The organism is Rhizobacter sp. P3_C12 (assembly GCF_056402735.1).
The window spans coordinates 1-18,788 of the sequence record NZ_JBFUGW010000053.1 but is presented as its reverse complement, the minus strand read 5'-3'; the positions used below and the strand labels follow the sequence as shown (position 1 = coordinate 18,788).

Here is an 18,788-nt window from a genome sequence, read left to right as displayed (position 1 = left end):
GGCTCATGCTCCCAGTTGAACGGCGAGGGCCGCCGAGGCCAGTTGCTCGACCGCCGGGCGGCGCGCACGGATCTGCGCGCGCGTCACGTCCAGCGCGTCCAGGCGCGCGCAGACGCAGCGGTACAGGCTGTCTGCATCGCAGACCTCGAGCGGGCTCAGCAGCGATTCCGCGCCGAGCCCGAAATGGCGCAGCGCGCCGGCGAACTTGCCCTGGTATTCGACGGCCACCACCGGGATGTCGCGGCCCAGCGTCGCGATCATCAGGTGCATGCGGCCGGTCAGCACCAGGTCGAAATGCTGGCAGCACTGCTTCACGTCGGCCGCGGTGTACGGGCCCTGCGCGAGCAGCACGCGCGGCTGCACCGCCGCCGGCAGCCGCGAGAACACGTCGGCCAGCATCTCGGGGTCGCTCGCGTGCGGGCGGAAGTCGTGCGGCACCAGCACCACGCGGGCGTCGCGCTCGGTGACCAGCCGCGCGATCGCGGCGGCCGAGGCCGACACCGCCTGGTCGCGCTGCGCGGCCGTCAGCAGCTTCAGCGAATGCGGCGACAGGTTCCACGCGATCACCGGGCCGCTGGCACGCGGACCGTCCTTCAGCCAGGTGGCGACGCTGCTCTCGAGCGCGCTCGCCGGCGACGGCTCCAGCAGGAAGCCGAGGTCGGCCGTCAGCTTCACGCGCTCGCCGACCAGCTGCGCGACCCGCTCGCGAGACACCGCATCGCGGCACAGCAGCGTGACGCCCTGCGGCAGCTTGCGGAACGCGCCGGCCATCGCCGGATCGGGCCGGTCGTTGAAGCTGAAGCTGCACACCATCGCCGGCACGCCGCGGCGTGCCGCGAAGCCGGCCACCTCGAGCCGCAGCATCGATTCGAAGCGCGAGTAGAAGCCGTCCAGCACGTCGGCGCCGATCACGATCAACGCGCGTGCCTTCGCGAGTTCGTTCGCGACCGCGCCGGCCTGGCCGAGCCGGCCCCACAGCGGCATCGCGGTGAAGGCGACGTCGCCGCCGACCGGCATGTCCACGCCGGGCCGGCACAGCACGCGGGCCGATCGGATGCCGGCCTGCTTCAGCAGCGAGGTCAGCCCGCCGACCAGCGCCTGGTCGCCGACCGAGCCGATCATCGAATACGCATCGGCGATCACGATCACCACCTCGCCCGGTTTCGCCGGTTGCGCCGAGAAGGGGCGCGCCAGCAGCATCAGCAACCGATAGGCGCGCACCATCATCCCGTCGTTCAGGCGCACCACGCCTTCGAGAAAGCGCACGCCGGCCGCGCCCACCGTGCCGGGCAGCCGCGACACGTGCTTCAGCAGCACGCGCGGCATCAGCGCGACGATCAGCAGCGCATACAGCGCCGCGCTGATGCCCAGGCTCACCACCGATCCGACGACGGGGGGGACGCGGCTCTGCGCGAAGTTCGCGATGGCGAAGCCGACGGCGGCGGCGAGGACGGCGGCCAGCACCGGCTTGGCGATCTGACGGATGATGGGCATGGCGGGGATCTCCAGGGAGAGACGGATGACGCGGAAGATGATGGGCACCGCCGCCATCTGGCCGAACAACAGGCTGGCGGCAACGCCCGCGGGGCCGAAGGGCAACAGCAAGGGCAATACCAGGAAACTGCAGGTGCAACGCACGATCCCGACCTGCACCATCGCGCCGGCCGCACCGGTGGCTTGCACGGCCGACGAATACAGCAAGGCGATGGTGCGCAATGCACCCAACAGGCACAGGATCTGGAACGGCGCGACCGCGTCGTGCCACTGCCCGCCGAACACGGCCGGCACCAGCACCGCGCCCGAGCCGGCAGCCAGCAGGAAGGCCGGCACGATGAAGGTGGCCGCCATCAGCGAGCGCGTGGCGATCGCATCGAGCAAGGCCTCGCGGTTGACCTGCGCGCGCGCGAACACCGAGATCGACGCATCCCACAGCGGCGCGGCGAGCAGCTGCGTCGCGGCGAGCTGTGCCCGCGCGGCGAGCGCGTAGTTGCCGAGCAGGGCGAGGCCCATCTGACGGCCGACGACGAGTTCGATCACGCGCGTCTCGGCCAGGTCGAGCAGCTTGACGAAGGTGATGCGTGCCGAGAAGCCCGACAGATCGCGCAGCGCACCGCGGTCGAAGGCCCAGCGCGGGCGCCAGGTTTCGTGGCGCCACAGGATCACGGTGCCGGTGACGTGGAAGCACAGCTGCTGCAGCACGAAGGCCCAGACGCCCAGCCCCAGCAGCGCCGCGACGATCGCGACCGCGCCGCTCAGCAGGTTGGCGGTGGCGGTGCGGCGCGCCAGCGTGCGGTAGTCGAGCGAGCGGCGCAGCAGGCCGGCCGGCACCGCCGACAGCGCCATCAGCACGAACACCGGCGACAGCGCCATGATCACCGGCTGGATGCCGGGGCTGTCGAAGGCGCGCGCGAACAGCGGCGCGCAGGTCAACGCCAGCAGCGCGAGCACGAGGCCGCAGGCCATCGTGGTCCAGAACGCGGCGTTGATGTGCCCGGGGCTCAGCGCCGCGCGCTGCACGAGCGCATGGCCGAACAGCTGCTCGACGAAGATCTCGCCGAGCGTGAGGAACACCATCGCGACCGCGAACGCGCCGAACTCGGCCGGGCCGAGCAGGCGGGCGAGCGCGAAGAACACGACGAAGGTGATGCCGCGTGCGGCCCAGTTCTGCACGTAGGCCCACATCGTGCCGCGCGTGGCCGACATCTTGTGCTGCGAATCCAACGGCACATTGCTCATGCGGCGACCTCGCTCAGCGAAGCCTTGACCGTCGCCAGCACGCGCTCGCGCCACGAGCTGGCCGAGAACGCGACGCCGGCATGCTGGCGCGCCGCCTCCGACAGCCGCGCGCGCAGCGCATCGTCCGACAGCACGCGCACGATGTGGTCGGCAAAGGCCTGTGCTTCATCGGCCACCATCGCATGGCAGCCGTCGAGCGCGCCGGTGCCCTCGACGCCGATGCGCGTGGACACGACCGCCGAGCCGGCGAGCATCGCCTCCACCGTCTTGATCTTCACGCCGCCGCCGCTGACCAGCGGCACCACGGTGACGCTGTTGCTCGCGTAGAACGCATGGATGTCGGGCACGAAGCCGCTGAACTCGACGCCGCTGCCGTCGCCGGCCTGCGCCGTCAGCGTGGCCGGCGGGTTGCGGCCGGCGACGACGAAGCGCGCCTGCGGCATGCGCTCGCGCACGCGCGGCCAGATGTCGCGCAGGAACCAGGCCATGCCTTCCAGGTTCGGCTGGTGGCCGAAGCTGCCGGCGAAGCCGACCTGGTTCGCCACCGCCGCGCCGTGCGCACGCTGCAGCACCTGCTCGTCGGCCAGCGGCAGGCCCATCGACAACGCGCGCGTGGCCGGGTTCAGCGCCTGCAGCACCTGCGCATCCTGTTCGGACAGCGTCAGCGCCGCGGCGAAGCGCGGGTAGTGGCGCGCCTCGTAGCGCGCCCAGGCGACCCAGTTCAACCAGTTGCGCGGGCCGGGCGCGCGCTGCGCCTGGCGGAAGCCCGACAGGCTGTACGCGTCCTGCACGTCCATCACACAAGGAACGCCCTCGCACAGCTCGACGTATTGCGCCATCTGCGGGAACTGGATCCACACCACGTCGGGGCGGAAGCGCAGCAGCATCGCGCGCAAGGCCGATTCCATCGCCGGCGTGCGGCACAGCCGCGCCAACTCCGGCTCGCCGAAGGCGAACGAGCCGAGCCGCGCGCGCAGCACCACGCTGCGTTCGATCCGCAGCGGCACGCTGTCGACCTCGGCGCAATGCGTCTTCAGGCTCGCGAGGTCGCGGGTCTCGCGCTCATCGCCATCGGCGCCGCGGAAGCCGAGGAACGCGACCGTCGCGACGCCGGCCAGCTCCTTCAGCTGGGCCCAGCAGAGGGCGGCACCGCCGTTGGCGGACGCTTCGCCGTAGAGGAAGGGCGCGAGCAGCAGCACGCGCGGGGCCGGGGCGGCCGTCGCCGCGGGAGCCGGCGATTCAGGCAAGTTCATGCGTGGCGAGGGTGGACTGGTACAGCGAAGGCGCACGAGGCGGCGCGAAGACGGCGGCATGGCCCTGCATGAAACGGCCGAGCAGCGTGAAGACGAACAGGAAGAACACGACGATGTCGGGCTCGAAGTTGTACGGCAGGAAGAACGCGCAGACCGTGAAGCCGATCAGCACCGACCACTGGCTGCGGTGCACCCACAGGCCCGACAGGATGCCGGCGATCGACAGCATGAAGAGGCTGCCCAGCGGCAGCCCCATGTCGAAGAACACCGCGAGGAAGCTGTTCTCGACGTTGTAGAGCGTGCCGCCGAACAGGGCCGCGCGCGCGCCGACGGTGCCCTTCGGGTAGCCAAGCCAGGCGTAGTCGTCCAGCGATTCGATCGCGACGACGAAGGACTTGTGGTGGCCGACCATCGACGGGTCGGTGCCGCTGAAGTTGAGCAGCGCCCAGCGGCTGACGGCGCCGTCGCTGTAGCTGTCGAGCAGCAGCAGCGCGACACCCATCAGCGCGACCGAGACCGCGCCGGCCAGCACCATGCGCGTCAGGTTGGCCGGGCTGAACAGCACGCCGCCGGGCACGCAGGCCAGCACCAGCGCCAGGGTGCCCAGCATGATCGCGAGCCAGCTGCTGCGCGAGAAGGTGAGGGCGACCGCGAGCAGCGCGAGCACCAGGGCCGCCACCACGATGAGGCTCGGCAGCGGGCGCGGCTTGCGCGAGAACAGCAGGCCGCCGACCAGCAGCGCATACAGCCCGAGCGCGAGGCCCAGCGAGTTCGGCCCGGTGGCCGGCAGGCCCATGCGCAGCCAGGTGCCGCCGGCGATGTACCAGGCGCTCGCGAGCGGGCCGGTGCCGGTGTCGTCGCCCATCAGCGTGCGCAGCAGGCGCGGGCTCAGCTCGACCGCGGCGAAGATGCCGAATGCGGTGAACACGACCAGCAGGCCGCACCAGAAGCTCATGCGCAGCAGCGCGCGCACGTCGTCGTCGCTCGCGCGCAGCACGATGCCTTCGAGCGCCACCGCGAACAGCAGCGGCAGCAGGTAGATGCGGGCGTAGTACAGGCCGGGGATGTGGCGGTCGTCGAACGCGGCGACGAACACCGTGGCCGAGATCGTCGCGATGCACAGCAGCGCCCACAGGTAGAAGCCGCGCGCCTTGAAGACATCGGTGCGGCTGATCGCGAACAGCACCAGCAGCAGCAGCAGCCCGTCGCGCAGCGGCGGGATGATGTTGGGCGCGTGCGCCATGCCGAGCAGCGTCTTGCCGAACTGCGACAGCAGCGACACGAAGGCGATCAGGCAGAGGAGGCGGCCGGCCGCTCTCATCGTGGACCCCTCATTTCCACCACGCAGCGAACGACTGCTGCGCCGCGTTGAAGTAGCCGTTGCGCTTGTCGCGCTGCAGTGCGCGGCGCTCGGCGTTCTGCGACAGCACGGCGCGGCCGGCATGCGCCAGCGCCTTCGCCGAGAACACCACGCCGAGCGACAGCGCGAGCCGCGAGGCCGCGCCGCGCCCGAAGTGCTTGGTGACGAACAGCAGGTACGAGCGCAGCGTGCGCAGCACGGTGGCGCGGCCGGCCCAGGCCTTGCCCGCGCCTTCGTAGTGCGTGACGGTCACGTCGGCGCGGTAGCTGGCGCGCAGGCCCAGCTGGCGCACGCGGCGGCCGTAGTCGACGTCCTCGCAGTACATGAAGAAGGCATCGTCGAGGCCGCCGAGCCGCTCCCACACCTCGCGCCGCGTCGCCAGGCACGCGCCGGAGACCCAGTCGACCGACGGGTTCGACTGCGCATAGAACGCCGGGCGCGTCTGCACGCGGCGGAACACGTCGGGCGTGCGCCACTGCTTCTCGAGCCCGAGCCACGACAGCGCGATGCGCGCCGGCGTGTGCTCGAAGCCGACCGAGAACTGCAGCCGCCCGTCGCCGTACACCAGGTGGCAGCCGGCCACGCCGACCGTGGGCTGCAACGCCTCGTCGACCAGCGCATCGAGGCTGCCGTCGCAGCGCGTGTCGTTGTTCAGCAGCAGCAGCACGCGGCCGCGCGCCTCGGCAGCGGCGCGGTTGTTGCCGCCGGTGAAGCCGAGGTTCTCGCTCGATTCGATGTAGCGGATGTCGGGCCGCGTGCGCAGGAATTCCTGGCTGCCGTCGACCGACGCGTTGTCGATCACGATGATCTCGGCGCTGTGGCGCGTGAACGCCGCACGCGCGGTGTCCAGGCAGTCGGGCAGGAAGCGCAGGCCGTTGTAGTTGACGATGACGACCGAGACGTCGGGCGGGTTCATGGGCAGGCGCTCACGGGGCGGTGGCGGCGACGCTGGCGTCGGCCGGGCTGTGCGACGGGCTCACCGGGCCGATCAGGAAGCGCCGCGTGCGCGGGTCGACCGACTGCAGCAGGTCGGCCATGAAGCGCTCCTGCATCGCATAGGCCGGCGCGGTGTCGCTCGCGATCGTCGAGACGCGGAACAGCAGGCCGTCCGGGATCCAGCCGCGCATGCCCTGCTTCAAGCGCGACACCTGCTGCTGCATGCCGGACGGGATCACGTCGTCGCCGACGCGCATCCAGTAGCTGATCGGCTCGCTGCGCGGCCCGAGCCTGGCGAGCAGCCGCTGCACCGGCACGCGCGTCGCGTCGGCCTGCAGCGCGGCATGGCCGCCGCCGCGGATCTGGAACCCCTGCGCCACGTAGCAGACCTCGGGACGGTGCAGCTCCAGTTCGCCGGCCTGGGCTGCGCCGTAGGCGATCGACAGCATCACCCGCTCGCCGGCCGGGCCGACGTAGGTGCGCGTCAGCGTCTGCGCATACAGCGTGTTCAGCAGCGCGACCTGCTGCGGGTTGATGACCTGCGCGACGGTGCCGTTGTCGACGCGCCAGCCGGCGAAGGTGCGCGGGATCGCGGTCTCGAGCTTCAGGTCGCTGCTCAGCGCCGCCAGCCGCGCGCGCGGCGTGAAGGCCTGGGCGAGCACCACGGCTCCCAGCATCAGCGCCAGTGCCGCCGCAGCGCCCTTCCAGCTGGGAACGAAGGCCGCGCTCATGCCGCCGCCTTGTGCCGCACGCCGAGCCGCAGCAGCGAATCGGTGGCGGTGATCAGCAGCAGCGCTGCCATGAACAGCACCAGCCCGGCGAAGCCGTGCAGGAAGCCCTGGCCGGCCTCGTCRCCGAAGTGGTAGGTGATCAGCGTCAGCACCATCACGCGGATCACGTTGGCGCAGAAGCTGATCGGCACGATCAGGATCGCGAGCGCGACGTTGCGGAACACCGACGCATGCCGCACCAGGTTCAGGTAGAGCAGCCCGAGCGCCTCGAGCGTGAACAGCGTGTGCAGCCCGGCGCAGGCATCGGCCACCAGCAGCTGGTACTGGCCGATCTGCAGGATCACGCCGGTGCGGCTGATCGGGTAGCCGATGCGGTACAGGATGTTCTCGGCGACGAACGACACCGCGAGCTTCATCGGCTGCGTCAGCGCATCCACCAGCGTGCCCGGCAGCGGGATCATGAAGAGCATGAAGAACAGCGGGAACCACAGGCGCTTCAGCGCGCCGGGGCCGCGCAGCAGCAGCGCGAGGCCGACCAGCATCCACAGCAGCGAGCCGATCTCGAGGATCAGGATGCCCTGCGAGCGCCCGAGCGCATACGACAACGCGCCGACCAGCAGCAGCGGCCACGCGATCAGCGGCCGCGGCCGGTCGCCGGGCATCGACATCGCGGCCGGCCACGCGCGCACCAGCAGCCAGATCGAGATGCCGAGCACGATCGGGCCGTGGCCCTGCTCGTCGGAGCGCCAGATGCCGTTCAGCAGGTCGAAGAAGCTCGGGCCGTACATCGCCACCAGCCCCGCGGCCGGCAACAGCCATGGCGTCAGCCAGGCTGCCATCGAGCGGCCACCGTGGTACCGGCTTTGCCGGGCCACTGGTGGCGCCCCCTCGGGGGGAGGCGCGGAGCGCTTCGGGGGGGGCGTCATTTCTTCAGTAATCGTTCAAGACCACGCCGGCCAGCTTGGCGGGGCTTTCCGCGAGGCTGCTGACCAGGTCCTGCAGGCCGTTCATGTGGCACTGGTTCTTGCGCGCGATCGCCAGCGCCGAGCCGCAGCGCGCCGCGATCACGCCGGCGTCGGCACCGTACGACGCGGCCGGCGTGTCGACCAGCACGTGGTCGAACTTCGACAGCAGCTCGCGCAGCAGCAGCTTGAAGGCCGGCCGCTCCACCAGCTCCAGCGGGTTCGGCGGCGTCACGCCCACCGGCAGCAGGAACAGGCTCGGCAGGTCCGGCACCTGGTGGATCACGTTGGTTTCCTTGCGGCCGCTCAGCACGTTCGACAGCCCGGCACCGTTTGCCACCGCGAACACCTCGTGCTGGCGCGGGCCGCGCATGTCGGCATCGACCAGCAGCGTGCGCCCGCCCAGCTGCGCCAGCGTGACCGCCAGGTTGGCCGCGAAGAAGGTCTTGCCGTCGCCCGGGTCGGGGCTGACGATCGCGAGCGCCCGCTTCGGCTCGTTGGCCGAGAACAGCCGCATCATCAGCTGGCTGCGGATCGCGCGGAACGCTTCGGCCTGCTGGCTGAACGGCTGCACCGCGGCCACCAGTTCGCGGCTCAGGTCGCGCCGCTCCTCGGGTGCGTACGGGTAGTGGAACTGCTGCGACAGCGCGTACAGCACGTCGTCGTCGCTCGCGAAGCCGAGCGCCACCGCCGCCTCGCCGAAGCGCAGCCGGTGCTGGCGCTGGTAGGCCAGCACCGTCTCGACCTGCTGCGACGACAGGTTCTTCAGGTCGGCAATGATGTCGCCGATGCTGCGGTCGTGCAGCTGCTGGCCCTCTTGCGCGCCGCCCCCGCCGCCGACACTGGCCATTCCGTCTCTCATGTTCGCCATGGCTCAGCGCCCTCTCATGCCGTTGCCGCTGCCGTTGGCGACGGCCAGTTTCGTGGAAGCACCCGGCAGCCGCGCCAGCACCCGTTGCGGCAGCACGAAGCGCTGCTTGCCGCCCAGCAGCCGCTTGCGCATCGGCTGCGGAATGCTGCCGATCACCGGCAGGCCGATGGTGCGCACCAGGTCTTCCGGGCTGCGCACGCGGCGGTCGATCAGTTCGCGCAGCAGCGCGATGCCCACCGCCAGCATGCCGCCGAGGAACACCGCGACCAGCATGTTCAGCAGCAGCCGCGGCGACGAGTGGCGGGCCGGCACCGACGCGCGCGTCAGCACCGAGATGTTGGTCTGGTTGTTCTGGCTTTCCAGGCTGGTCTGCGTCAGCCGCGCGCCGACCGCGTCGTAGGCGCGCTGCGCGGCCTCGAGGTCGCGCTGCAGCACCTGGGATTCGTCGCGCTGGTCCTTCAGCTTCAGCACCTTGCTGCGCTGCGCTTCGAGCGCGGCGCGCACATCGGCCTCGCGCGCCTTGTTGATGTTGTTGTTCACGCCCATGCTGCTGCTGACGCGGCGCACCTCGGCGTCGTAGCGCGAGCGCAGCTCGGTGATGTTGGCCTTCAGCTCCAGCACCTGCGGGTTGGCGTCGCCCAGCCGCGTGCTCAGCTGCTGCAGCTGGGCCTCCTGGCGCGACAGGTCGGCGCGCAGGCCGCCCACCACCGGGTTGTTGATCACGTCGGGCAGCTGGTTCGGCGACAGCGCGGCCTGCTGCTGGCGGCTGGTCGATTCGGCGCTCAGCGCCTGCAGCGTGATCAGCTGCGTCGACAGTTCGTTCAGCTTGGCGTTCTCGACGTCGAAGCGTTCGTCGGTCGACACCAGGCCCTTCTCCTTCTGGTAGGTCGACAGCTTGGCCTGCGCCTTCTCGAGCGATTCGCGCAGCTCCTTCGCGCGAGTGTCGAAGAAGCTGCTGTACTGCTTGGCCGGATCGACGCGCAGGTCGAGGTTGGTGTCGATGTAGGCCTGCACGAAGGCGTTGGCCAGCGCGGCGCTGAACTTCGGGTCGGGCGAGGTGTAGCTGACGTTCAGCACGTTGCTCTCGCGCGAGGGCTTGACGTCCAGGTGCTTCTGCAGCGCCTCGGCCAGCCAGGCCTCGAACTCGCCGTTGCCGTCGGTGGCGTCGAGCCACTTCGCGCGGCTCTCGGCGTTCTGGTTCAGCTTCATGTCGCGCACCACGCGCTGGGCCACGCGGTCGCTGGTGATGATGTCGACCTGGGTCGACATGTAGCCCGGCGTCATCATGCCGGCGAGCACCATGCCGGCGATCGGGTCGGGCGACTTGACGTCGATCACGAGGGCCGCGCTGGCGGTGTACTTCTTCGGCAGCAGCAGGCTCAACGCGAGCGCGGTGCCGAGGGTCAGCAGCAGCRTCGCGAGCGCCGCTTTCCAGCGGGCCCGCAGGATGGACATGAATTGCGAGAAGGACATGGCGAGGCTCGCAGTGTGGGAGGTGGTGGTGGTTTCTTGTGGTCTTGGAGCCGGCTCAGAACAGGCTCTCGCGGATGTAGATCACGTCGCCGTTCTGCAGCGTGTCGTTCATCCCGGGCTGCAGTTCCTCGACGCGGCCTTCGCCGTTGCGCCGGTGCACGCGCAGCCCGCGCGTCGTGCCGCGCTGGGTCAGGCCGCCGCCGCTGGCAAGCGCCTGCATCAGCGTCATGTTGATCTCGAGGCGGATCGCGCCGGGCCGTTGCACTTCGCCATAGATGTAAACGGTGGGCATGCGCTCGACGTACAGCGTGTCGCCGTTCAGCACCACCGGATCCTGGCTCTGGGCACCGCTTGCAAATAGTGCGGCAATATCGACCTGAAGGCGGTAGGGCTGCCCGTTGCGGATACCGGTCAAGATGACAACATCGCTGCCGCCCGGGGCGATGCCGCCGGCCTGCGCGAGCAGCTCGCTCAGGCGCRTGCCGCTCACGTCGATCGGGAAACGGCCCGGGCGGTTGACCATGCCGAGCGCCGAGGCCTGGTTGCCGCGCACCTGCGTCACCAGCACCGTCACCTGCGGCTGCTTGACGAAATTGCCGGTGCGCAGGCCGTCGGCCAGCGCCTTCTCGATCTGCGGCACCGTGAGGCCGCCCACCGTCACCTGTCCGAGCAGCGGGAAGCTGATCTGGCCGGTGTCGGAGACGCGCGTCTCGATCGCGAGATCGGGGTTCTGGTAGACCGCGACGCGCAGCACGTCGCCGGCGCCGATCACGTATTCGCGCGGCCGGGGGTCGGGTGCCACGCCCGGTGCGATCGCCGGGGCGTTGCCGCTCACCACCGCCGCGGTCGTTGCGGGCGCGGGGGCTGTCTGCGCTTGCGCGAGGGCGGTTCCCCACGTGAGTGCGACCAGCGCGGCGGCACCGATCGCGCGCTGGGCAAGGCGTTTCATCGTCATGGCCATCGAGGGTGTTTGTTGCATCACTTCAGGTTGGAGAGTCCCTTGTTGACGGACGACGCGTCGAGCGTGCTGCCCGAGGCGGCGGGGGCCGCGCCGGGGGTGGCGCTGGTCGCGGACACGTCGGCGGTCGGCGTCGTGACGACCACCGGCGGCGTGCCGTCGGCCGGTGCGTCGCCTGCGGCCTGCGCGAACTTGCCCTGGTACTCGATGCGGGCCGAGGCGCGCAGCTGCTTCAGCTGCTGCTCCACCACCTGGCGCTTGCGGTCGACCAGCAGGTACTGCTGGATCGCGTTCTTCGCCTCGGGTGCGGCCAGCGGGGCGGGCTTCACCGACACGATGGTCAGGATGCGCGCGCCGAGCGGCCCGGCGATCACGTGCGACTGGCCTTCCTTCAGCGTGGTCATCGGTGCGGCGGCCTGCATCGGCAGCGCGTCGGCGCCCTGCGTCAGCTGGCGCGTGCCGAAGCGCAGGCCGGCGACGCGCAGCGCGGCGGCCACCTCGTCGGCATTCTTCGCGGCATCGAGCTGCGGCTTCAGCGCCTGCTGCTGCGCCGGCGTCGCCTCGACGGCCGTCTCCACCAGCGCGTAGACGCGGCGCTGCGCGAACAGCTCCGGGTGGGCGTTGTAGTAGTCGGCGATGTCCTTCTCGGTGGGCACCGCGGCGCTCTCGGCGAGCCGCTCGGCATAGGCGCGCGCGAGGATGTCGCGCCGCGAGGCCTCGATGGCCTGCACGACGCGCGGATCGCGGTCGAGGCGCTGCTCGTTGGCGGCCTGCAGCGCGAGTTCCTGGTCGATCAGCGCGTCGAGCGTCTTGCGGCTCGCGGTCTCGACCTGCTCCGGCTTCAGGTTGCCCTGGCGCTGCATCAGGAAGTTGATCTGGTGCACCGAGATCTCTTCCTTGTTCACCTTCGCCGCCACCTGGGTCGCCCCTTCGCGCTTGCTGCCGCAGGCGGCCATCACGAGTGCGCAGCCCAGCACRAGGCCGGCGCGCAGAACGGGTCGAACGGTCGTGGGYATGCGTGGATGTGGCAAATGACTTCTCCTCACGTGCCGCCCGCTGCCGTGATCGATTGAACGCGACTCAGGGAAGGCACCAATATGACAAAAACAGAATCCGGTATGAGCAAGACTGATGCCCATGTGGCGCAGTGCACGCCTCCCGGTTGCAATTGCGGAGCTTGGTTACACCCGGCGCGAGTTCGTGACGCCCGGCTACCCCCCGTGAATGGGTGGGGCTCCCGCACAATCGGCGCACCGCAATCGACGCAAGGGCTCGCGAATGACGATCGTGCTGGTGGTGACGGTGCTGCTGTTGGCCGGCCTGGCCGTGCTGGGCGTGATGAAGAACCGCGCGGCGCGCGAGCCGGGCGCGGCGCCGGTGGCGCGGCGGCCGCTGGGCAAGCAGGAGCAGCCGATGTTCCAGCGGCTGTGCGAGGCCTTTCCGGAGCAGGTGGTGCTGGCGCAGGTGTCGTTGTCGGCGCTGCTGACGGCGAGCCACCGCTCGACGCGCGGCCGCTTCGAGCGGCAGTTCGCGAACTTCGTGGTGTGCAGCCGCGAGTTCGACGTGCTGGCGCTGATCGAGCTCGACGAGGCGAGCCACGCCCGCGATGCCGCCGAGGTGGCGGCGCGTGACGGCATGCTGAGCGCGGCCGGCTACCGCGTGCTGCGTTTCAAGCGCGTGCCGAGCGAGATCGACCTGCGCACGGCGGTGCTGCGGGCGGCCGGCTGATCGTCGGGACGACTTTTCCGGGGCGCGGGCCGGTCGCGGCGACAATCACCGGTCGTTTTTGCCGGTTCCGATCCGAACTTTTTTCCGTGGCCATGTCATCACGCTCACTTTTCACCGCCCTCGGCCTGGTGGCCGCCACGCTGGCGCTGGCCGCCGTGCTGAACCCGTCGGCCGAGCGCCACCGCGACAGCGTGCGCGCCGCGATCGGCGAACGCAATGCGCTCGCGAAGGTGCTGGGCATCGGCTCGCTGGCCGCGCTGGTGTCGAGCTACCACTCGCTCGGCGTTGCGTCGTACACGTCGGTGAACGGGCACACGCTGTCGGTCGGCGTGATGGGGATGGTGTTCGTGCGGGACACGCCGTGACGCCCCCGCATGGATCGCCGTCGTTCCGGAAATTGCACAGGATCTCTCTCATGACCGAACTCCGATCGGTGGCTGCGGCCACCCTCTGCGCCGCACTGGCGTTGGCTGCAGCCCCGGCGGCCCATGCGGCCGATGGCGGCGGGCCGTTGAAGCTCTCGCTGGGCGGCGGCCTCACGGCGGGCGGCGACAACCTGGTGGAGGGCTCGGGCGCCGAGATGGACGCCGGCCGCGGCCTGCAGGTGTTCGCCGGTGCCGAGTACTGGGTGGCCGAGCCGTTCGCGCTGCAGATGAACCTGGGCTTCCAGTTCGACCGGCGCAAGGCCGCGGGCGGCCACTTGCGCTTCCAGCGCTTTCCGCTCGAGCTGATGGGGCTGGTTGCGGTGACGAACAACCTGCGCTTCGGTGCCGGCGCGCAGTTCGTGTTCGGCGCGAAGCTGCGCGGCAGCGGCGATGCGAGCGCGCTGAACCAGAACTACAAGCACGCCACCGGCCGCGTGCTCGAAGGCGAGTTCCTGATCACGCCGCACTCGGCGGTGAAGCTGCGATTCGTGAAGGAGAACTTCACCACCGGCGATGGTGCGCCGAAGATCAAGGGCGACCATGTGGGGCTGATGTACACGCACTATTTCTGAGTTCACGGGTCCTCGAACGGCGTGAGCAGGCTCTGGACTTCAGCATGCCTCAAATACCGGGAGAACAACTCCGACCCATGGCGCAGAGGCTGATCGAAAATCTCGAATACGCGCTCGACCTTGAAGAAGGTCCATGCGACGCGTGTGCCGTCCATCGCGACATAGGACGACTCCGCCAGGACGGCGAGCAGCGCGGCCTTCGCTTCGGCGTCATTGGCACTTGAAGCCTCGATCAGGACGAGCGACTCTTCCCACAGGTTCGCATCATCGAACACGCCATCTCGGGACGAGCGAAACAGCAGGTTGGCTGCGAACAAGGAACCGCTATTTTCGGAATCGGTTGTCATTGATGAGCTTCCATGCCTTCTTCGCCGCGCTGTCTCCGGTCCTGGCCAGATCGAGTATCTCCTTCAGCGTTCGATTCCTGAACTGGTCGGGGAATTCTCGATTGATGGATCCGCGACAGTTTCGTCCAATCCAATCCACGGCTCGAGACGAAAATTTCTCGATGGCGTTTCTCGCAAGCACCTGCTCTTCGGGAGCAAGGGCTTCCAACAATGCCTCCAACTGACGCACATCGCCTCTGGCGATGGCCGAGTGCAGCGTCGCATTGGGGCTGTCGACGCTTTGGAGGCCGAACGGATCGACGCGCGTCAGCGGGTTGCCATCAACATAGGGATAGGGCGACAGGCTGCCCGACGCCAGCCCAACGGGATCGGGTTGTGTGTAGCCACCTTGCTGGCGGTCGTAGTACCTGAAGTAGTTGTAGACCAGCCCTGATTCCTGGTCAGCATACTGCCCGGGGAACCGCAGGTTGAACGTGAAGTCGCCAAGGCCGCTCGGATTGGTTTCGGGGGCCGTCGTCCCGAAGGGCTCCGAAATCCACCGCCAGCGGACCACGTTGTTCCTGTCGACCACCACGCGTGGTGTGTCCAGGTGATCGGTGTGAATGAAGTACACGAGCGGGTCGCCGCGCGGGTTGGCGGGGTCCGGCGTGAAGACCACCATGGGCGTGTCGCGCAGCCACACGTATTCGCGCAATGCCTCGCCCGTGTGGTTGTACTCGCCGAGCAGGTGGCCTTGCTTGTCGTACATGAAGACGACCGTGTGGGCCGGCCCGTTGCTGCTCGCCTTGCGCACCCGCTGCCCGGCGGCGTTGTAGGTGTAGGTGGTTGTGATGCCGTCCTTCGTGATGGTCGCGAGCTGGCCTCTCAGGTTGTAGGTCGCCGTGTAGTTGCGGCCGTCCGAGAGGGTGTTTCCGGCGTTGTCGTAGGTGAACGTCCGGTTGGGTTCGGCGGACGTCGGCTGAACGCCGATGGCTTGCAGCAGCGCCAGCATCACCGTCGCAAAGAGTTTCTTGATGTTCATGGGCCTTCCTGTTCCATGTGGTTCTTGGATGGCAGGAAGTCTCTGCAGGCACTGTGAGGGATCTTGCAGAAGGCCCTGATGGCCAGCGGGTCTGTAGCTGCGCGTACTACGGCGCACCGCGGCACCGCATGCGTGCGATTCGTTGCACTCGGCCGCGCGCCCTCAGGGTTTGCCTCGATCGGTTACACGGCGGTACGACCTTACCTTGCGCGCCATCCAGCACTTCGACTGGAGCCACCGAGACAAGCCATGAACCGTAGAAGACTCCTGCTTTCCCTCACCGCGCCGGCCCTGCTGGCGTCCTCTCGCGTGGCCCGTGCGGCCGCGGYCGGCAAGGGCCTGATCGGCGTGTCGATGCCGACCTTCTCGTCGCGACGCTGGGTCGACGATGGGCTCAGCATGATGCGCACGCTGAACCGGCTCAACTACACGGTGGACCTGCAGTACGCGGTCAACAACGCCGCCGACCAGCCGGGCCAGGTCCTGAAGATGATGGACGGCGGCGCGAAGGTGGTGGTGATCGGCGCGAGCGACAGCAGCGCGTTCACCGCCGTGCTGGACACCGCCGCGAAGAAGGGCGTGAAGGTCATCGCCTACGACCGGCTGATCCGCGACAGCGGCAACGTCGACGCCTATGCCACGTTCGACAACTTCGAGGTCGGCGTGCTGCAGGGCCGCGACATCGAGGCGCGGCTGAAGCTGCGCGAGGGCGGCAAGGGCCTGATCGAGCTGTTCGCCGGCGCGGCCGACGACAACAACTCGCACTTCTTCTACAACGGCGCGCTGTCGGTGCTGAAGCCGTACATCGATTCGGGCGCGCTGACGGTGGGCTCCGGCAAGGTCGCGATGGCCGAGGTGGCGACGCCGCAATGGAGCGGCGCGATCGCGAAGGCGCGGCTGCAGGGGATGCTGAAGACGCTGTACGCGAAGCGCCGCCTCGATGCGATCCTCTCGCCGAACGACAACACCAGCGTCGAGCTGCTGACCGCGCTGCAAGGCGTGGGCTACGGCACCGCGGCGCAGCCGTGGCCGGTGGTGACGGGGCAGGATGCCGAGCTGAACTCGGTGCGCTCGATCCAGCGCGGCGAGCAGTCGTCGACCGTCTTCAAGGACACGCGGCAGCTGGCGGTGCGCGTGGCCTCGATGGTCGACGAGTACATGAACGGCAAGCCGGCCACCATCAACGACACCAAGACCTACAACAACGGCGTCAAGGTGGTGCCGTCGTACCTGCTGAAGCCGGTGTTCGTCAACAAGGCGAACTGGCAGCAGGTGCTGGTGGAGAGCGGGTTCTACCAGCAGGGGCAGATCTGAGCCTTCACTCTGTGTCCCCAACGGTGGGGGGCTGCCCGGCAAGTCGCGCATCCAGCTCCTGGCGCGTCCGGTCGAGTTCCTGAGCCAGCAGCTTCTCGTCGGGCAGCACGGTCTGATACTCCGCCGCGAGCACAGTGTTGGGCAACCCTTCCAACGCGTAATGCGCTTCGGCAGCGCCCTTCTCTGCGCAGAGGATCAAGCCGACGGGCGGATTCTCTCCAGGTTTCATCCAATGCTCGCGGGCATAGTTCAAGTACAAGTGCATCTGGCCCGCGTCGGCATAGGTGAACTTGCCGACCTTCAGGTCAATGACCACCAGGCACCTGAGCCGACGGTGGAAGAACAACAGATCGATCCGGAACCAGCTGTCGTCGATGCGCAGGCGGCGCTGGCGTCCGACGAAGGCAAAGTCGTCGCCCAGTTCCAGCAGAAAGTCGGCCAGGTGCTGGATCAGCGCATCTTCCAGATCCGATTCGGAGTACTCGTCCTTGAGTTGAAGGAACTCCAGGACGAACGGGTCCTTGATGGCTTGCTCGGGCGTGACGAGGTCGCCGGGCTCGGCGGGCCCTGCCTTCTGCAGCATCGAAGCCTTGTTGCGCGACAGAGCCGTGCGCTCGTAGAACTGACTGCCGATCTGGCGGTCCAGCTGGCGCACCGACCAGCCGCCGCGCAGCGCTTCGGTTTCGTAGAAGGCGCGGGCCAGAGGATTCTTGACGGACAGCAGGCGCACATAGGCCGACCAGGGAAGAGGGAAGGAATGGGCCACGCCGGATTCGCCAGACACTGTCTGGCGAATCCGATCCGCAGGCCACGTCAAATAGAACTGGCGCATCTGCTGCAAGTTCTGACGACTGAATCCGCGTCCGAAGCGGGCTGTCAGATCTGTGGACAAGCGCTCGATCAAGGCTTCGCCATACGCGGCCCGACCTTGGCCGCCCTGCTCGAAATCGACGATGCGCCGGCCGATTTCCCAGTAGCTCGCCGTCATCAGCGCGTTGACACTGCGCGCGGCTGCATGGCGGGCAGCCTCGAGCAGGGCGACGATGTCGCCGTGGATGCCGCCGTAGTGCAGGCTTTCATCGGGATTCGCGGGGCTGAGTTCGCTCATGCCTGATGCTAACCATCGGCGTACTGGGAAACGAAACTCAAAAGGGCCGCTCATGGCAGAGCATTCCGCGCAGTCGTCTTGGCCGGTCCAACGCGCTTCGGCCACGAAACGGCACACGGCAGCCGTGCGGCGGCGCAGAATGGACCGTGCCGGCAACCCCCAGGAGACGGCCATGTGCGCAACAGCGAGGTGGACAGCATTGCTGATCGCGGTGTTCGCGGCAACGGCCATGGCGACGCCCATGGCGACAGCACAGGAAGCCAAACCGAAGACCGAGGTCTACAAGGCCTCGACGGTGAACGTCGGCGACATCGTCCCGCCGCGGGTCGTCCCCCCTTGCCAGCCCGGCCGCTGTCCGTTCGCCGGACAGACCGTCACGATGCTGATCATCAAGGAGGCCAACGAGGGCGCTCTGGGCGAACTCCGGGCCGAGTTCGAGGCCGCCACCGGCGCCCGGCTCAACCTGGTCCAGCTCACGCACCAGGATCTCTTCCCCACCTTCATGTCCGACCTCACCACCCACGCCGGCAAGTACGACGCCTCGTACGCCGGGGCCTGGTGGCTCGGTGAACTGGTGGCCGGCGACTACATCCTGTCGTACGACAAGTACTTCAAGGACCCGCGCTTCCCGGCCTGGAGCCTCGACGACGTGCTGCCCGCACCGCGCAGCCTGCTGTCGTATGCCGGCAGGAAGTACATGGTGGCCAACGACCACGACGGCCAGGTCATGTACTACCGGCGCGACCTCCTCGAGGACCCGCAGCACCGCGCGGCCTTCCGTCAGAAGTACGGCTACGTGCTCGACGTGCCGAAGACCTGGGCGCAGTTCCGCGACGTGGCGGAGTACTTCGACGGCAAGGACCTCAACGGCGATGGCGAGCCCGATCACGGCCTGTCGATGCACCTGAAGGTCGGTGCCCAGGGCATGTTCCATTTCATGTCGTTCTCGGCGCCGTTCGTGATCGGCCCCGACAGCCCGAAGCTGTACTGGTT

Annotated in this window: 18 protein-coding genes; 5 read left to right on the top strand and 13 right to left on the bottom strand. The window is 68.8% G+C overall.

The genetic code is table 11. The features are described 5' to 3' along the window. Positions 1-3: 3 nt before the first annotated feature. The 10 genes from AC1DXV_RS11300 to AC1DXV_RS11255 all read right to left on the bottom strand — a co-directional run bounded on the left by AC1DXV_RS11300 (position 4) and on the right by AC1DXV_RS11255 (position 12,311). Positions 4-2,736, bottom strand: coding sequence for an oligosaccharide flippase family protein (locus AC1DXV_RS11300; RefSeq protein ID WP_477864309.1), 2,733 nt, complete (start codon positions 2,734-2,736; stop codon positions 4-6). Beyond that, a complete protein-coding gene (locus AC1DXV_RS11295) occupies positions 2,733-3,989 on the bottom strand; it encodes a glycosyltransferase family 4 protein (protein WP_477864310.1) in 1,257 nt (418 codons plus the stop codon). Before AC1DXV_RS11295 ends, AC1DXV_RS11300 begins: the two co-directional genes overlap by 4 nt. Continuing rightward, positions 3,976-5,310: a hypothetical protein gene (locus tag AC1DXV_RS11290; protein WP_477864311.1), complete on the bottom strand. Its 1,335-nt coding sequence runs from the start codon at positions 5,308-5,310 to the stop codon at positions 3,976-3,978. Before AC1DXV_RS11290 ends, AC1DXV_RS11295 begins: the two co-directional genes overlap by 14 nt. 10 nt (positions 5,311-5,320) lie before the next feature. Further along, entirely contained in the window at positions 5,321-6,265 is a 945-nt protein-coding gene (locus AC1DXV_RS11285) for a glycosyltransferase family 2 protein (protein ID WP_477864312.1), read from the bottom strand. Positions 6,266-6,275: 10 nt separating this feature from the next. Further along, on the bottom strand, positions 6,276-7,016 hold the full coding sequence (gene epsI, locus AC1DXV_RS11280; RefSeq protein WP_477864313.1) for an exosortase-associated protein EpsI, B-type: 741 nt from the start codon (positions 7,014-7,016) through the stop codon (positions 6,276-6,278). After that, positions 7,013-7,855, bottom strand: a complete 843-nt coding sequence (xrtB, locus tag AC1DXV_RS11275; protein ID WP_477864314.1) for an exosortase B — start codon at positions 7,853-7,855, stop codon at positions 7,013-7,015. The genes epsI and xrtB overlap by 4 nt, the downstream gene beginning before the upstream one ends. 91 nt (positions 7,856-7,946) lie before the next feature. After that, a complete protein-coding gene (locus AC1DXV_RS11270; protein ID WP_477864315.1) occupies positions 7,947-8,828 on the bottom strand; it encodes a polysaccharide biosynthesis tyrosine autokinase in 882 nt (293 codons plus the stop codon). A 24-nt stretch (positions 8,829-8,852) separates the two neighbouring features. Further along, positions 8,853-10,322 carry a chain length determinant protein EpsF gene (epsF, locus tag AC1DXV_RS11265; RefSeq protein ID WP_477933595.1) on the bottom strand — a complete coding sequence of 490 codons (1,470 nt, stop codon included), beginning with the start codon at positions 10,320-10,322 and terminating at the stop codon, positions 8,853-8,855. A 55-nt stretch (positions 10,323-10,377) separates the two neighbouring features. Further along, complete coding sequence (gene epsE / locus AC1DXV_RS11260; RefSeq protein ID WP_477933593.1) at positions 10,378-11,271, bottom strand: polysaccharide export protein EpsE; 894 nt, start codon at positions 11,269-11,271, stop codon at positions 10,378-10,380. 29 nt (positions 11,272-11,300) lie between these two features. Beyond that, the gene (locus AC1DXV_RS11255; protein WP_477933591.1) at positions 11,301-12,311 is read right to left on the bottom strand and encodes an EpsD family peptidyl-prolyl cis-trans isomerase; all 1,011 of its coding nucleotides are present in this window, start codon (positions 12,309-12,311) and stop codon (positions 11,301-11,303) included. A 247-nt stretch (positions 12,312-12,558) separates the two neighbouring features. On the opposite strand from AC1DXV_RS11255, the gene AC1DXV_RS11250 reads away from it, so the two are divergent. The 3 genes from AC1DXV_RS11250 (at position 12,559) to AC1DXV_RS11240 (ending at position 14,005) form a co-directional block, all read left to right on the top strand. Next, the gene (locus AC1DXV_RS11250; RefSeq protein ID WP_477933589.1) at positions 12,559-13,008 is read left to right on the top strand and encodes a DUF2726 domain-containing protein; all 450 of its coding nucleotides are present in this window, start codon (positions 12,559-12,561) and stop codon (positions 13,006-13,008) included. A gap of 92 nt (positions 13,009-13,100) precedes the next feature. Beyond that, positions 13,101-13,373 (top strand): hypothetical protein, encoded by a 273-nt coding sequence (locus AC1DXV_RS11245; RefSeq protein ID WP_477864320.1) that lies wholly within the window; start codon positions 13,101-13,103, stop codon positions 13,371-13,373. A 50-nt stretch (positions 13,374-13,423) separates the two neighbouring features. Then, complete coding sequence (locus tag AC1DXV_RS11240; protein ID WP_477864321.1) at positions 13,424-14,005, top strand: hypothetical protein; 582 nt, start codon at positions 13,424-13,426, stop codon at positions 14,003-14,005. A 2-nt stretch (positions 14,006-14,007) separates the two neighbouring features. Here the strand turns inward: AC1DXV_RS11240 and AC1DXV_RS11235 are convergent, their stop codons facing one another. After that, a complete protein-coding gene (locus tag AC1DXV_RS11235; protein ID WP_477864322.1) occupies positions 14,008-14,352 on the bottom strand; it encodes a DUF4288 domain-containing protein in 345 nt (114 codons plus the stop codon). Continuing rightward, positions 14,330-15,373, bottom strand: coding sequence for an RHS repeat domain-containing protein (locus AC1DXV_RS11230; RefSeq protein ID WP_477864323.1), 1,044 nt, complete (start codon positions 15,371-15,373; stop codon positions 14,330-14,332). Before AC1DXV_RS11230 ends, AC1DXV_RS11235 begins: the two co-directional genes overlap by 23 nt. A 249-nt stretch (positions 15,374-15,622) precedes the next feature. On the opposite strand from AC1DXV_RS11230, the gene AC1DXV_RS11225 reads away from it, so the two are divergent. Beyond that, on the top strand, positions 15,623-16,687 hold the full coding sequence (locus tag AC1DXV_RS11225; protein WP_477933587.1) for a substrate-binding domain-containing protein: 1,065 nt from the start codon (positions 15,623-15,625) through the stop codon (positions 16,685-16,687). Positions 16,688-16,691: 4 nt separating this feature from the next. Here AC1DXV_RS11225 and AC1DXV_RS11220 read toward each other — a convergent pair whose 3' ends face one another. Next, entirely contained in the window at positions 16,692-17,795 is a 1,104-nt protein-coding gene (locus AC1DXV_RS11220) for a PDDEXK nuclease domain-containing protein (protein WP_477864326.1), read from the bottom strand. Positions 17,796-18,036: 241 nt separating this feature from the next. Between AC1DXV_RS11220 and AC1DXV_RS11215 the strand changes: the two genes are divergently transcribed. Further along, positions 18,037-18,788, top strand: a 752-nt coding sequence (locus tag AC1DXV_RS11215) for an ABC transporter substrate-binding protein (protein ID WP_477933586.1), incomplete at its 3' end; no start/stop codon positions are given.

What these genes read in the sequence shown, in the direction of transcription:
- AC1DXV_RS11300 (WP_477864309.1), bottom strand. Translation starts at nt 2,736, where the DNA reads ATGAGCAATGTGCCGTTGGATTCGCAGCACAAGATGTCGGCCACGCGC.
- AC1DXV_RS11295 (WP_477864310.1), bottom strand. Translation starts at nt 3,989, where the DNA reads ATGAACTTGCCTGAATCGCCGGCTCCCGCGGCGACGGCCGCCCCGGCC.
- AC1DXV_RS11290 (WP_477864311.1), bottom strand. Translation starts at nt 5,310, where the DNA reads ATGAGAGCGGCCGGCCGCCTCCTCTGCCTGATCGCCTTCGTGTCGCTG.
- AC1DXV_RS11285 (WP_477864312.1), bottom strand. Translation starts at nt 6,265, where the DNA reads ATGAACCCGCCCGACGTCTCGGTCGTCATCGTCAACTACAACGGCCTG.
- epsI (WP_477864313.1), bottom strand. Translation starts at nt 7,016, where the DNA reads ATGAGCGCGGCCTTCGTTCCCAGCTGGAAGGGCGCTGCGGCGGCACTG.
- AC1DXV_RS11270 (WP_477864315.1), bottom strand. Translation starts at nt 8,828, where the DNA reads ATGGCCAGTGTCGGCGGCGGGGGCGGCGCGCAAGAGGGCCAGCAGCTG.
- AC1DXV_RS11250 (WP_477933589.1), top strand. Translation starts at nt 12,559, where the DNA reads ATGACGATCGTGCTGGTGGTGACGGTGCTGCTGTTGGCCGGCCTGGCC.
- AC1DXV_RS11245 (WP_477864320.1), top strand. Translation starts at nt 13,101, where the DNA reads ATGTCATCACGCTCACTTTTCACCGCCCTCGGCCTGGTGGCCGCCACG.
- AC1DXV_RS11240 (WP_477864321.1), top strand. Translation starts at nt 13,424, where the DNA reads ATGACCGAACTCCGATCGGTGGCTGCGGCCACCCTCTGCGCCGCACTG.
- AC1DXV_RS11235 (WP_477864322.1), bottom strand. Translation starts at nt 14,352, where the DNA reads ATGACAACCGATTCCGAAAATAGCGGTTCCTTGTTCGCAGCCAACCTG.
- AC1DXV_RS11230 (WP_477864323.1), bottom strand. Translation starts at nt 15,373, where the DNA reads ATGAACATCAAGAAACTCTTTGCGACGGTGATGCTGGCGCTGCTGCAA.
- AC1DXV_RS11220 (WP_477864326.1), bottom strand. Translation starts at nt 17,795, where the DNA reads ATGAGCGAACTCAGCCCCGCGAATCCCGATGAAAGCCTGCACTACGGC.